The organism is Sphingobium terrigena (assembly GCF_003591655.1).
Lineage (GTDB): Bacteria > Pseudomonadota > Alphaproteobacteria > Sphingomonadales > Sphingomonadaceae > Sphingobium > Sphingobium terrigena.
In genome coordinates this window covers 33,381-47,415 of sequence record NZ_QVRA01000022.1, presented here as the reverse complement: position 1 = coordinate 47,415, position 14,035 = coordinate 33,381, and the positions used below count along the sequence as shown (strand labels likewise).

15 protein-coding genes are annotated in these 14,035 nt (G+C 64.8%); all 15 read left to right on the top strand.

What is annotated here, in order from left to right:
* Entirely contained in the window at positions 1 to 2,676 is a 2,676-nt protein-coding gene (locus D0Z70_RS18840) for a flagellar hook-length control protein FliK (protein ID WP_119749118.1), read from the top strand.
* Between the two features lie 27 nt (positions 2,677 to 2,703).
* Positions 2,704 to 3,324, top strand: coding sequence for a flagellar basal body-associated FliL family protein (locus tag D0Z70_RS18835; protein WP_119749116.1), 621 nt, complete (start codon positions 2,704 to 2,706; stop codon positions 3,322 to 3,324).
* A 51-nt stretch (positions 3,325 to 3,375) separates the two neighbouring features.
* Positions 3,376 to 4,260 carry a flagellar motor switch protein FliM gene (locus D0Z70_RS18830; protein ID WP_119749114.1) on the top strand — a complete coding sequence of 295 codons (885 nt, stop codon included), beginning with the start codon at positions 3,376 to 3,378 and terminating at the stop codon, positions 4,258 to 4,260.
* The gene (fliN, locus tag D0Z70_RS18825; protein ID WP_119749112.1) at positions 4,257 to 4,592 is read left to right on the top strand and encodes a flagellar motor switch protein FliN; all 336 of its coding nucleotides are present in this window, start codon (positions 4,257 to 4,259) and stop codon (positions 4,590 to 4,592) included. Before D0Z70_RS18830 ends, fliN begins: the two co-directional genes overlap by 4 nt.
* 85 nt (positions 4,593 to 4,677) lie before the next feature.
* Entirely contained in the window at positions 4,678 to 4,941 is a 264-nt protein-coding gene (locus D0Z70_RS18820; protein WP_037490358.1) for a FliO/MopB family protein, read from the top strand.
* A gap of 94 nt (positions 4,942 to 5,035) precedes the next feature.
* A complete protein-coding gene (gene fliP / locus D0Z70_RS18815; RefSeq protein WP_119749110.1) occupies positions 5,036 to 5,794 on the top strand; it encodes a flagellar type III secretion system pore protein FliP in 759 nt (252 codons plus the stop codon).
* Positions 5,795 to 5,928: 134 nt separating this feature from the next.
* Complete coding sequence (gene fliQ, locus D0Z70_RS18810; protein WP_017182874.1) at positions 5,929 to 6,201, top strand: flagellar biosynthesis protein FliQ; 273 nt, start codon at positions 5,929 to 5,931, stop codon at positions 6,199 to 6,201.
* Positions 6,198 to 6,980 (top strand): flagellar biosynthetic protein FliR, encoded by a 783-nt coding sequence (gene fliR / locus D0Z70_RS18805; protein WP_119749108.1) that lies wholly within the window; start codon positions 6,198 to 6,200, stop codon positions 6,978 to 6,980. The genes fliQ and fliR overlap by 4 nt, the downstream gene beginning before the upstream one ends.
* A gap of 3 nt (positions 6,981 to 6,983) precedes the next feature.
* Positions 6,984 to 8,120 carry a flagellar type III secretion system protein FlhB gene (flhB, locus tag D0Z70_RS18800; RefSeq protein WP_119749106.1) on the top strand — a complete coding sequence of 379 codons (1,137 nt, stop codon included), beginning with the start codon at positions 6,984 to 6,986 and terminating at the stop codon, positions 8,118 to 8,120.
* Between the two features lie 90 nt (positions 8,121 to 8,210).
* Complete coding sequence (locus D0Z70_RS18795; protein ID WP_119749104.1) at positions 8,211 to 8,669, top strand: hypothetical protein; 459 nt, start codon at positions 8,211 to 8,213, stop codon at positions 8,667 to 8,669.
* 82 nt (positions 8,670 to 8,751) lie between these two features.
* A complete protein-coding gene (gene fliD, locus D0Z70_RS18790) occupies positions 8,752 to 10,155 on the top strand; it encodes a flagellar filament capping protein FliD (RefSeq protein WP_119749102.1) in 1,404 nt (467 codons plus the stop codon).
* 17 nt (positions 10,156 to 10,172) lie between these two features.
* The gene (locus D0Z70_RS18785) at positions 10,173 to 10,568 is read left to right on the top strand and encodes a flagellar export chaperone FliS (RefSeq protein ID WP_119749100.1); all 396 of its coding nucleotides are present in this window, start codon (positions 10,173 to 10,175) and stop codon (positions 10,566 to 10,568) included.
* A 236-nt stretch (positions 10,569 to 10,804) separates the two neighbouring features.
* On the top strand, positions 10,805 to 12,001 hold the full coding sequence (locus D0Z70_RS18780; RefSeq protein ID WP_119749098.1) for an aspartate aminotransferase family protein: 1,197 nt from the start codon (positions 10,805 to 10,807) through the stop codon (positions 11,999 to 12,001).
* A 122-nt stretch (positions 12,002 to 12,123) separates the two neighbouring features.
* A complete protein-coding gene (gene argF / locus D0Z70_RS18775) occupies positions 12,124 to 13,050 on the top strand; it encodes an ornithine carbamoyltransferase (RefSeq protein ID WP_119749096.1) in 927 nt (308 codons plus the stop codon).
* A gap of 19 nt (positions 13,051 to 13,069) precedes the next feature.
* Complete coding sequence (gene hslO / locus D0Z70_RS18770; RefSeq protein WP_239019021.1) at positions 13,070 to 14,035, top strand: Hsp33 family molecular chaperone HslO; 966 nt, start codon at positions 13,070 to 13,072, stop codon at positions 14,033 to 14,035.

Below are 14,035 nucleotides of genomic sequence, written 5' to 3'. Positions count from 1 at the left end.
ATGAACATGATCGCCAGCCTCAAGGCGCTTCTCTTCGCCGCCACGCCGCTGGGCACCGGCAAGGCTGCGCCTGCCGCGACGCCAGACGGCGCGCCCGACTTTGCCGCCCTGATGAACGCGGCCACTGTTGCGCCGGTGGCGATGCCGGTTGCGACAACCGCATCCCCCGTCGTTGCCAGCGACACGACAATCGACCTCCCGATGCCGGTGGCGCAAAGCCTGCCGTCCGCTCTCGCACAGGACGCACCGGGCGATGCCCCGATGCCATTACCCGTGGCGATGCCGGCCGCGATCCCTAATGCCGCACCTGATCTGATCGACCATGCCCCGGTCGCTCATGCGCCGGTGGCCGATGCGCCTGTCCCTACGGACAGCGAAGCCCTGCCGCTTCCGGTCGCTGCGCCGTCCTTCACGCCGCCCCCAAGCGCGCCGGTCGCTGTCGCGCCGCAGCCGCTCGTGCAAAATCCGCTGCCCATCACGCTGCCCCAGGCCCAGCCTGTCGCGGAGCCAGCAAAGGAGGCCGAACCGGCCCGGAACGCTGAACAGTTCCAGCCGACCTCGCCGAACCCCGACGATCTGCCAACGCCTGACCCCATCATTGGCTCGGTCGCGCAGCTTCCCGCTACATCGCCCATCGCCTCCGCTGAAGTCGCAGCCGTACCAGCGCAGGTCGTGATGCCAACGCCGGTGCCAGCGGATCGCGATGCCGTCATATCGCCGCAGGACGCCGCTGAGCCAGCCAAGGCAGCACCCACCGCGCCGCGCGCCGAGACACCGGCACCGATGCCTGCCGCAGCCATCGCATCCGTTGCGCCGCCGCTCGCCGATCTCCCCCCGATTGTGCAGAGCCCCGACGAAGCAGCAACCTTAGTGCCAGCCCCCGACACGATCCTGCCGGTGGTGACACGGCCCGTCATTGCACCGCCCGTCACGCGCGCCGAAGCGGACCCCACATCATCGCCGCTCACCTCTGCCTCTGTCGCCCTTGAGACGGGTGTAGAGGCTCCCCCGGTCCCTCTGTCGACCTTGACCGGTGCAGCGCCCCAGCCAGCCCCCGTCGTCACGGACACGCCCTCCCAGGCTCCGACCGTCGAGACCAAACCGACACCCGGCAAACAGCCGCCCAAGGCCGACCATCATGCAACCCCGGCGCAGGTCGCGCCATCGCTGGTAGCGCCCATCGCGGCATCCGACGCGGCCCCCATGACCGACGCGGATGCGGTATCGCCCGATATCGACCCGGAGCGCCTCGACCAGCCCATGCTGCCGTCGCAGCCGCTCGCGCCCGCCATAGCGCCGACGCCCCATGTTGCACCGATGTCTGCCGCGCCCGACCAGCTATCCCCGGACGCGCCGCGCGCCTCACGGCCCACAACCACGCAGGCATCCTCCGCGCCGGTGGTCATGGCCGCACCGATCGTGGCAGCACCCATGGCAAGCCAGCCCGTCGTTGCGGATCAGCAACGCTTTGCAATGGCCGACGCGGACCCCGCGATGATCCATGCCGCGTCGCCCGGCGCGCCCGCGACCCCGATCGCGCAACCCGCCATTCTCCCTGCTGCGCCCCTGGCGACAGACGGTCAGATCGCACCACCCATCGCCCCATCACCCGACGCGACACCCGCGCCGCCCGCGACAACGCTCACGACCGTCAGCGCAACCCCGACGCCTGCCGCGCCCGACACCAGCATTGCGCCGCCCGCAGCGCCGCTCCTTGCGCAATCGCCTGACACCCGGCCTGCGTCAGCGCCGGCTGCACCCGCGCCGATACAGGCCGCCACCGCCCCGGTCGCACCGCTGCCGCTCTTAGTCTCGGTGCCCGCAACGGATGCCGCGCCAAAGCCTTCGCTGCCCGAAGCCACACCGGACGTCGCCCCCAACGCAAACGCCGCCAATATGTCCGGCTCAGTGTCGGCCAAGGCGGAAGCGCTCTCGCTGCTCCAGTTCGTGCGCCAGCATATGACCCGGCACCCAGCAACATCGCGGGTGCAGGACAGCGCCGTCCCCATCGATACGCCCGTTGCCCCGACGGTGGACATTGCGCCCAAAGCCGCTGAACCGGTCGCCCCGGCGGCTGTCACGCCAACACTGGCGACCCCGGCTGCCACTCCTGCGCTCCCCACCGTCGCCCTCTCCGCCACCCTTGGCGCGCAGGTCGTCGATATGGGCGTGTCGGGCCAGTGGATCGACGGGCTGGCCCGCGACATTGCCGGCCTGTCCGCCAATGGCGCGCAGGGCCGCTTTCAGATCAGCAGCGACCAGCTCGGCCCGATCGACGTCAATATCCGCCAAGGCGTCGACGGCGCCGCGGTCAGCCTGACCGTGTCCAGCGACATGGCCGAAGCCGCCCTGCGCCAGGACAGCGACCGGCTCCGCCTCGACGCGGGCCTGTCCGCAGTCCGCATCAGCGAGGTAAAGATCGAACGCACCCCGCAGTCGAGCGACGCTGGCCGCTCCGATCAGTCGCCCCAGCAACAGTCCGGCCAGCAGCAATCGGGCCAGCAAAACGGCCAGTCCGCCAACTGGCAAGGCGCGGGCCAGTCGCAACAGCAGGGCCGCTGGCAGCCGCGCGAAAATATCGCGCTCGCCCATAAAGCGGGTGGCGATCCGGCCGTTCTTAACCATGAGCAGGCTGGCGACACCGCCGGTGACGCTATCCGCGCGCGCTATGCGTGACCAGCGCTATCCTGGGGGATATGAACGATGAGCGACGAGCCTAAGGCCAAGAAGAAAAAGGGCGGGGGCATGAAAATGATCCTGCTGATCGTCATCGCCATGGTGATCGGCGGCGCAGGCGCGGCCGGGGGTCTCTATGCTGCCGGTTTCTTCAGCCCCAAGGATGAAGGGCCCAAGGAAGATCCCAACAAGCCCGTGCTGGTGCTGGTCGGCGAAAGCGCCGAGGAAATCGCCAAGGCTCATGCCGTCCCGCATGGCGAAGGCGCAGCGGCGGCCCATGGCGCGCATGGCAAGGGCGTGGACCTGCCCGCACCCGCAAACCCGGCGGCCTATCAGGCGACCTATTTTCAGCTCCAGACCCCCTTCACCTCGAACATGATCGACACCGACGCCTTCGCCCAGATCTCGGTCGCGGTATCGACCTATTATGACCTGCGCGTCATCGACGCGATCAAGACGCACGAAATGGCGATCCGCAGCCAGGTGCTGATGATGCTCGCCCAGCAGCCGGAAGAGACTTTGTCCACGCCGGAGGGCAAGCGGACGCTCCAGGGCAAGATCAAGGTCATTATTAACGATATATTGAAGCAAAAAACGGGTTATGGCGGCGTTGATAACGTTTATTTTACCAATTTCGTTATTCAATAGGCCTGTCTGAAAGGTCGGGAAATCCCCTGACCCGAAGGGCAGGGGACCAAGATGGACGACGTTCAGACCTACGCCTTCGGACGGGGGGAATCGCAGGCACCAATGATGCTGTCCGGGCTGGACCGGCTGGGCGAAAAGCTTGGCCGGCGCATCCGTGCATTGGTGGAGCCGATCTGCGGCGTGCGCCCGCAGGTAGAGGCGCAGGATGCACAACTGCTCGACTTTGCCGCCTGGTCGGCACAGGTGCCCGCCTTCACCAGCATTTCCATCTACCGCATGTCCCCGCTCAAGGGGCAAGTGCTGCTGCGCATGGACGCAGCGATGATTTCCACTCTGGTCGATTGTTTCTATGGCGGCATCGGCAATCGCCCCTTGCCCCCGCGCGGCGAATTTACGCCGACCGAGGACCGGCTGATCGCCCGCCTGTCTGAATCCTTCCTCGCCCGCCTGGTCGAAACCTGGGCCGACATATTGCCGCTGGACCCCGCGCTGATCATGCGCGAAACCGGGGTCGGCTTTGCCGCCTCCGCCCAGCCGGGCGACCAGATGGTGGTCCAGCGCTTCATGATCAGCATTACCCGCGATCAGCTCTGGCCGGTCGATCTTGTCTTTCCGCTCGCTGCCCTGCGCGCCGTCGAGCCGCTGATGGGCACCAAATTGCCTGCTGATGATGAGCAGAAAGACCCCGTCTGGCAGGCGCGTATCGCCCGCCGGATGCGCGACATCCGCCTGCCTGCCCGCACCGTGCTGGCCCGTCCCAACCTCTCGCTGGCCGAGCTGATGCAGCTCAAGGTCGGCGACGTCATTCCTGTGACCATCGGCCGCAGCCTGCCGCTGATCGTGGGCAACCGCATCGTCGCGCGCGGCAGCATCGGCGAACAGGATGGCCGCGCCGCTTTCCAGATTGAAAAGATTGTACAAGGACCCGACCAATGAGTGACATGAGCGAAGCCCCCCGCATGGAGCGTGGAGAAGATCCGGTCGGGCGGATGACCAATAATCACCAGTTCAAGCTGCTGGCCGACATTCCCGTGCGCATGTCGGTGGAGGTCGGATCGACCTCGCTGCGCCTGGCCGAAGTCATGGACCTGGCCGAAGGCTCCATCGTCGAGCTGGACCGGCAGGCCGACGATCTGCTCGACATCATGGTCAATGGTGCGCTGATCGCCAAGGGTGAGGTGGTGACTGTCAATGGCCGCTATGGCATCCGCATCATCGACATCGCCGCGACCGAAAACCGGCTGGCTGGGATCGAACGGCGCGGTTGATCGCACGCATCGGATTTTACGCTTGCCTTGAGGGCCGAAACTGCGGAACGCAGGGCATTAACCATAATCTGCGGGCGGCTTCATGATGGTCTGGTATTTCGTCAAATTGCTGATCCTCCTGCCGCTGGTCGGCGGCATGGCCTTTGGCGCACTGTGGCTGTGGCGCAAATATCAGCCCGGCATGATCGGCGCGCAGGGCGACCGTTCGCTCAAATTGCTCGAAGCCCTGCCGATGGGCGCGTTCGGCAAGCTCGCGGTCGTGGAGTTTGAGGGCAAGAAGATCCTCCTCTCCGTCACCCGCGGCCGCATCGAAAAGATCGCGGAAGGCGACGCCGTCCGTGTTCGCTAGAATTACACCTGTCATTCCCGCGAAGGCGGGAATCCACCTCCCAACGGCTGTGTCGTGGTGCAAGGTCGGGAGATGGATTCCCGCCTTCGCGGGAATGACATTGATGGTTATTCTGGCGCTGATCCTCACCACCCCGGCCTTCGCCCAGGCCGCACCCGCCGCGCCGGTCGACAATGGCGGCGCGCTGAGCCGCGCGATGGGGCAGATTTCGGGCGACGGTCGCTCGCTCTCGCTCTCCCTGCAAATCCTGATCCTCATGAGCCTGCTGACGGTGTTGCCGTCGCTCATCCTCATGATGACCAGCTTCACCCGCATCATCATCGTCCTGTCGCTTCTGCGGCAGGCGCTGGGCCTGCAACAGACCCCGCCCAATCAGGTGCTGCTCGGTCTCTCGCTGTTCCTCTCGCTGTTCGTGATGCGGCCCGCGATTGACGAGATCAACAAGCTGGCCTTCGATCCCTATGGCAAGGGCCAGATCACGATCGAGGAAGCGGTCGGCCGGTCGGGCAAGGTGCTGCACGGCTTCATGGCCAAGCAGACGCGCGAGAGCGATCTCAAGCTGTTCGCGGGTCTCGCCGAAGCCCCGCCCTTCCGCACCTCCGCCGACATCCCCTTCACCATCCTGCTGCCCGCCTTCGTCACCAGCGAACTCAAGACCGCCTTCCAGATCGGCTTCATGATCTTCCTGCCCTTCCTCATCATCGACCTTGTCGTCGCCTCCACGCTGATGGCGCTCGGCATGATGATGCTGTCCCCCACCATCATTTCCATGCCGTTCAAGCTCTTGTTGTTCGTGCTGGTCGATGGCTGGGCGCTGACCATGGGGAGTTTGGCCGGGTCGTTCGCGACATGAGCCGCGCCAATATCCAACCTCCGTTCGGGCTGAGCTTGTCGAAGCCTTCAGCCGAGCGGAGCGAGGCGAGGCCCGCGCCTTCGCTGCGCTCAGGCATACCCTTCGACTTCGCTCAGGGCGAACGGAAGTAGGGCATGGAAAACGCCGATTTCTTCATGGGCCTGGCCCAGCAGGCGCTCTGGATCACCGCGCTGGCCGCGGCGCCCATCCTGTTGCCCGCGCTGGTCGCGGGCCTTGTCATCGGCATGGTGCAGGCCGCGACCTCGATCAACGAACAGACATTGAGCTTCATTCCCAAGATCATCGTCGTGGGCGGGATGCTCGCCCTGTTCGGCGGATCGATCATGGTACTGATCGCCGATTTCACCCGCGAGATTTTCGAGCGGATACCGGACCTGCTCCAATGATCGCACCGGGCTTCGCCGGGGTAGAGGCCCAGTTGTGGGTCTGGCTGATCGCCATGATCCGCCCCGGCGCGGCCTTCATCGCGGCTCCTGTATTCGGCGCGCCCGCCGTGCCGCTGCAACTGCGCCTGATCCTCAGCCTCGCGCTCGGCCTTGCCGCGCTCAACACCGTCACCATTACCCTGCCGCCCGATGGCATCGCCAGTTTTGAAGGCGTGATGATGGTCGCGGGCGAAGTGCTGGCGGGCCTGGCCATGGGCTTTGCGGTGCAGATCGGTTACGCCGCCGCCTTCGTCGCGGGGGAAACGATCGGCAACGCGATGGGCCTTAATTTCGCCGCGATGATCGACCCGTCATCGGGGCAGGGGACGCAGGTGGTGGGGCAATTCCTGTCCATCCTCGCGACCTTCCTGCTGCTTGGCATGGACGGCCATCTGCTGCTCGCCGGGTTCGTCGTCAAAAGCTATCAGGCGCTTCCGCCCGGCGCGGCGATGCTGTCCAACGATGCGGTCTGGCATCTGGTCGAATTTGGCGGCGCACTGCTGGGTGCTGGTGTTACCGTCGCGCTGCCGGTCGGTTTCGCGCTGGTGCTGGTGCAGATCGTCATGGGGATGCTGGCCCGCGCAGCGCCCTCGCTCAACCTGTTTGCCGTGGGTATGCCGATGGCGATGATGGCCGGCCTTGTCCTGCTGGCGATTGCCGCGCCGATCATGGGCGAGGGGCTGACGGTCGCGCTCAAGGCAGGTCTCGACCACGCCCAGTCGATCGCGGAAGGACGCTAGGCCATGGCGGACAGTCCCGGCGGCGGCGAAAAGACCGAAAAACCGACACCCAAAAAATTGCAGGATGCCGCGAAGAAGGGCGACATCCTCCAGTCGCGCGAACTGGGTACGGCGCTGGTGGTGATGGCGGGCATCGGCTGGCTGGCGGTGGCCGGGCCGTCGATGATCGATGCTTTGTCGGACATGCTGACCCAGGCGCTGCGCTTCCGGCGCGATGACATCGTCGATTTTTCCCCTGCCGAACGCGGGATGGACCTGCTGACCGGCATCGCCCTGCCGGTGGCAGGCGTCATGCTGGCGACTTTCCTCGCCGCCATCGCCGCGCCTGCCCTGCTGGGGTCGCTCGGCTTCCGCCCCGGTGCCTTCGCCCCCAAGGCATCGAAGATGAACCCTGGCGCGGGTCTCAAAAGGATATTCGGCACTCAGGGGCTGATCGAACTGCTCAAATCGATCGCGAAGGTCGGGCTGCTCGGCAGCATCGGCGTGTGGATGATCTGGGACCGGCTGACCGCGATCATCGGCCTGGGCAAGCAGGGCATTGCGCCGGCCATGGCGGACCTTGGCAATATGTTCATCCTCACCTGTCTGCTGATGGCGGGCGGGCTGTTCCTGATCGCGGGTATCGACGTGCCCGCCCAGATCATGCAGCGCGCCAAGCGGCTCGGCATGTCCAAGCAGGAAATCAAGGATGAGCATAAGGAAAGCGAAGGCTCGCCCGAACTCAAGGGCCAGATTCGCCGCCGCCAGTTTGAAACGCTCAACGGCTCCACCCGGCAGGCCGTGGCCGAAGCCAGCGTCATCATCACCAACCCGACCCATTTCGCCGTCGCGCTGCGCTACAAGCCCGGCGTCGATGCCGCGCCGGTCGTGGTCGCGCGCGGCAGCGATGCGATCGCCGCCGCCATCCGCGAGCTGGCCGACCAGAATGGCGTGACCGTCCTGCAATATCCCGAACTTGCCCGCGCCATCTACTTCACCTCGCGCGCCGGGCAGATCGTCAATGAAGGCCTTTATATGGCGGTCGCGACCGTGCTGGCCTTCGTATTCCGGGTCGAAAACCGCATGGCGAGCGAGATGGACCGTCCGTTCATCACCGTCCCCGACGACCTGCGCTTCGACGCGGATGGCAAGAAACGATAAGGGTCGTGACAGCGAATCTGTTTTGGTGAATTAAAGTTTAGCCGCACTCGTCCGTAATCTCTTCATGGGGACGCATTATGATGGTGCGTCATGAGCGACTATGGTTCACGCAGCGAAGTATCGCCGATAGACAGGGCCGCATCGCGGGCGCTGTCCACGGTGCAGGCCGTCCCGCCTGCATCGTCGGGTCGATCGGATCGCGAAGCGCCCGGCGCGCGCACTGCCGCGCCGCAGATCGACCGTGCGTCGATCGACGAAGATGTCGCCAGCGCCGCTGAATATGCCAAGGTCCATGTCGAGATTGCCGACATATTGGCTGACCTGCGATCGGTGACCAACCCGCCCAGCGTCGAAGCGGCGGCAGGCGCGATTCAGGCGATGATGCCGGTGCCGATCATCCTGGTGCCGCTACCGCCCGCCAGTAAGGAAGCGGTCGAACATGCCGCCGTCATCGCCCGGCGCATGGTCGAACAGGCCGCCTATGCCAATGCCGCGCAAGGCACCCTCAATCGCGGCACGGTCGATCAGGTGCTGGCCTTCGCCAACTGACGGACCGCGCGACGTATCGCGCGAAAATCATTCCTAAAGGTCTTTGCGCTAGCGCCGTTCTTTCCTCTGAAAGGACGGCGCAATGGCATCGGTCAGCAGCAGTATCACCACCGCGCTCGGCATCGGATCGGGCATCGACACCAAGTCGCTCGTCACCAGCCTGGTCGCCGCCACGCGCGATCCCAAGGAAAAGGTGATCACCGATCGCCAGAGCCTGAACAGCGCGCGGATTTCCGCGCTGGCATCGGCCTCCAGCTCGCTTGATACTTTTGCCGACGCGCTGTCCACCTTGTTGTCCGGCACCGGCTATGCAGGTGTGCCTGCCTCCAACGACACCAGCATCGCATCGGTCAGCCTGCTGCCGGGCGGCGTGCCGACAGGGTTGCCCGCGCAGCTGGAAGTGCAGCAACTCGCATCCGCCCGCACCCTGGCATCGACCCCGGTGTCCGGCGCTACGGCGGCCAGCGCGGTCGGGCAGGGCGAACTGACCCTGACGGTTGGCGGCTCCACCGCCGCCATCACCATCACGGCCACCAACAACAGCTATACCGGCCTTGCCGCCGCGATCAACGCATCGGGGCTGGGTGTCACCGCATCAGTCGTCACCGACATGCAGGGGACGCGGCTGGTGATGAAGGGTGCGACCGGCGCGGCCAATGATTTCTCGCTGACTTCGGTCAGCGGCGTTGATCTTGCCGCCTTCGCCTGGAATGGCACCGACAGCGCGACCATGGTGTCAAAGGCCAGCCCGCAAAATGCGATCATCAAGCTCGACGGGGTGGAGCAGCATTATGCCAGCAACACCGTCGACACCGCGATCGCCAATCTGCGGATCGACCTTAACAAGGCCGCGCCCGGCACCACGGTCACGCTGGCGACGACCGAGCCGACCACGTCTATGCGCGACCTGATGGTCGAATTTGTCGACGCCTATAATACGCTGGTCAAGGCGCTGAACACGGCAACGGCTACGGGCGCGGACTCCGCGTCTGCGGGGGTGTTGAACGGCGATTCGTCGATCCGCGACATGCGCCGCCAGCTCTCGGCGATGACCTCCACTGCGCTGTCCGCTACCGGCACTTACAAGACGCTGTCGGACATTGGCGTCGCCACCAATCGCGACGGCACGCTGAAACTCAACACCGAGACGCTGGACAAGGCGATCGCCGCCGATCCTGCTGCGATCACGCAATTGCTCAACCCCACGGTCACTTCGGCCACCAATCCGGGGCTGGCGGGCTTGATGGACAGCGTGCGCGACAAGATTCAGAACAAGGATGGCGCACTGGTGCAGGCGCAGGCCAAATATAAGGAATTGGCCGAAACGCTGGCCGAGCAGCTGGAAAAGCTCGACACGCAAATGGCCAGCTACGAAGCGCAGCTGACCAGCGTCTATTCCAAGATGGAAACGCGGCTCACCGCGCTCAAGGCGACGCAGAGCTATCTCGATCAGCAGATTGAAATCTGGAACAACAGCGACAATTAACCGGGGACGCCAAGACGATGTTCTACAATCAGGGTTATGCAGGCAACACGGCGGCACGGCGCTATGCGGCGGTCCATTCGGGCAGCCGGACCGAAGGCGCGACCCCTCATGCGCTGGTCAAGATCTTGTTCGACGAACTGCTGATCGCGATGGATGCGGCGGCGCTGGCCGAACGCAATGGCGACCGGATGAAAGTGTCCGACAAGCAGGCGCGGGCGATGTCGATCCTCTTCGCGCTCGAATCGAGCCTCGATTTCGACAAGGGCGGCGACATTTCCGTGGGCCTGGCGCAAATCTACCGCGAAGCGCGCCGCCTGCTGCTGGTAGGGGCCAAGGAACGGTCGGCAGAACCGGTCGATCAGGCGCGCGAACTGGTCGCGGAAATCGCCGACGCCTGGAACCAGATCGGGTAGGGCTTCTTTGGGAATGTGCTGACGTACGGGCCGGTGCGGCATATAAAATGCGCTCTTTCGCGCATTTTCAAGGATACCACAGCTACCCGAATGGCCTGTGTTGCGGGGTTGCACCCCCAACATGGCGTCTGTATAGGCGATGCTCGCAAAGGGCGGCCCGGCGGGGGCCGCCTTTTTGCGTTGTATCACCAGTCCTTCGTGCAAGGACGCGCATCAAGCCCAGAAAGGGAAGGCTCATGTCGATTACGCCGCTCATGCCCGTTTACCCCCGGTGCGATGTTCGTCCGGTGCGAGGCGAGGGGTGCCATCTGATCGGCGAGCGCGGTGAGCGCTATCTCGACTTTGCCAGTGGCATTGCGGTGAACCTGCTGGGTCATGGCCATCCCAAGCTGGTGAAGGCGATCGCCGATCAGGCAGCGACCCTGATGCATGTGTCCAACCTCTACGGAATGCCGCTGGGCGAAAAATTCGCGCAGAAGCTGGTCGACACGACCTTTGCCGATACCGTGTTCTTCACCAATTCGGGCGCCGAGGCGGTGGAATGCGCGATCAAGACCGCGCGCCGCTATCATTATGTGAATGGCCAGGCGCACCGGCACAAGATCATCAGCTTCGACAACGCCTTTCACGGGCGGACGCTGGGGACGATTTCGGCCACCAGCCAGCCCAAGATGCGCGACGGGTTCGAACCGTTGCTGCCCGGCTTTACCGTGGTGCCGTTCAACGATCTGGACGCCGCGCTGGCGCAGATTGACGACAACACGGCCGGTTTCCTGCTGGAGCCGGTGCAGGGCGAAGGTGGCGTGACGCCTGCGACGCACGCATTCCTGACCGGCCTGCGCAAGGCGTGCGACGAGCATGGCCTGCTGCTGATCCTGGATGAGGTTCAGTGCGGCTATGCCCGCACCGGCACCTTCTTCGCGCATGAACAATATGGCATCACGCCCGACATCATGTCGGTGGCCAAGGGCATTGGCGCGGGCTTCCCGCTGGGTGCGTGCCTGGCGACCGAGGAAGCGGCCAAGGGCATGGTATTTGGCACCCACGGCACCACCTATGGCGGCAATCCGCTCGCCATGGCGGCGGGTCTGGCCGTGCTGGAAGAAGTCATGTCCGACGGGTTCATGGATCATGTGAAAGCGATTGGGGCGCGCCTGCGCGCGGCGCTGGAACAGCTCATTCCCAACCATGACGGCCTGTTCCAGGACGTGCGCGGCATGGGCCTGATGCTGGGCGTGAAGCTGAGCGATACGGTGGAGGCGCGCAGCTTCGTGGCGCATCTGCGCGACCATCATGGCCTGCTGACTGTGTCGGCGGGGCAGAATGTCGTCCGAATCCTGCCGCCGCTGGTGATTGACGAAAGCCATATCGCCGAATGTATCGAAAAGCTGTCCGCCGGCGCGCGCAGCTATGCGGAGGCCCAGGCGGCCTGATATCAAACTCCGTTCGCCCTGAGCGAAGTCGAAGGGTATCGCCGAGCGAAGCGAGGTGCCTTCACTTCGTTCAGGCGGGGGCTTCGACTTCGCTCAGCCTGAACGGTTAAGAGGTGGTTCTGATGACCAGACATTTCCTGAACCTGTCCGACGCAGGCGGTGACGCGATCGCCGCAATGATTGCCGACGCCATCGACCGGAAGGCCGCACGGGCCAGCTGGCCCAAGGGCCGCGTCGACACTGATGCGCCACTCGCGGGTCACACCCTGGCGATGATCTTCGAGAAAAACTCGACCCGCACCCGCGTTTCCTTCGACATGGCGATCCGCCAGTTGGGCGGCACGTCGCTGATCCTCGATGGCGCGACCAGCCAGCTGGGCCGGGGCGAGACGGTGGCGGACACCGCCCGCGTGCTGAGCCGCATGTGCGACGCGATCATGATCCGCACCGACGACCATGCCAAGATCGAGGAGATGGCCCATTACGCCACCGTCCCGGTCATCAATGGTCTGACCGATCTGTCGCATCCCTGCCAGATCGTCGCAGACCTGCTGACCGTGGTGGAACATGGGCTGGCGCTTCCCGGCAGCCAGTGGGCTTGGCTGGGTGACGGCAACAATGTCCTCCATTCGATCATCGAGGCGGCGGGCCTGTTGAAGTTCGACGTCCGCGTCGCCGTGCCGCAGGGCTATGATCCCGATCCGGCCTTCGCGGCGGCGGCGGAGGCATTGGGCGCGCGCATCACCCTGACCCGCGCTCCGATAGCGGCGGTGGCGGGCGCGGACGTCGTCGTTACCGACACCTGGATTTCGATGGGCCAGTCCCATGCGGAAGAGAAGCTGGCGGCGATGATGCCCTATCAGGTCACGCCCGCGCTGATGGTGGAAGCCAGGCCGGAAGCCAAATTCCTCCACTGCCTGCCCGCCCATCGTGGCGAGGAAGTGGTGGCAGAGGTGATCGACGGTCCCCAGTCGCTGATCTGGGACGAAGCGGAAAACCGCATCCATGGCCAGAAGTCGGTCCTGCTCTGGGCGCTTGGAAAGCTTTAGAGCCGCCCTATATTCGGGCATGACATTCCCATCCGCCCCCGGAGATTGTCCGGGGACGGATGGATCAAAAGGAACAAAGCTCCTGCCTCCCCCTATCGACCATGCCATCGGCTTCACCATCCCGTCGCGCCATGCGCGCGGGCGAATAGTGCGACTGGGTCCGGTGCTGGATCAGGTATTGGCCGCCCATGCTTACCCCCCGCCGATCGAGCGGCTGCTGGCGTCCGCGCTGGTGCTGGCCGCGCTGCTCGGCAGCACGCTCAAACAGGCGGGCGGCCAGCTGACGCTGCAGGCGCAGACCGAAAATGGTGTCGTCCGGCTGCTGGTCGCGGACTATAAAAATGGCGAGCTGCGCGGTTACGCGAAGTTCGACGCCGACCGGCTGGCCGAACTTGGTCCTGATCCCACGCTGTTCGGCCTGTTCGGCAAGGGCTATCTCGCCATCACTTTCGACCAGTCGGTCACCGGCGAACGCTATCAGGGCATCGTGCCGCTGGATGGCGAAACGCTGGCCGATGCGGCGGAGCAATATTTCTTCCAGTCCGAACAAATCCCCAGCATCATCCGCATGGGCACCCGTCATGATGCCGGGCAGGGCTGCATTGCCGGGGGCATGTTGATCCAGCATCTGCCCGAAGGCGAAGTCGGGCGGGAGCGACTGCATGTCCGCCACGATCACCCGGAATGGGAGCATGTTCAGGCCTTGGGGATCACGCTGGGCAAGGCGGAACTGACCGATGAGACGCTGCCGCTGACCGACATCGTCTGGCGCCTCTTCCATGAGGAGCCGGAAGTACGCGTCACCGAGCCGTCGCCACTGGCCAAGGGATGCCGCTGCGATATCGCCCATATTCGCGATGTCATCGGTCGCTTCCCGGCGGAGGAGCGGGTCGATATGGCGGACAGCGACGGCATTATCGGCGTCGATTGCGCCTTTTGCTCGCGTATCTTCCCGCTGGCGCTCGACAGTTTCACGACCCATTAG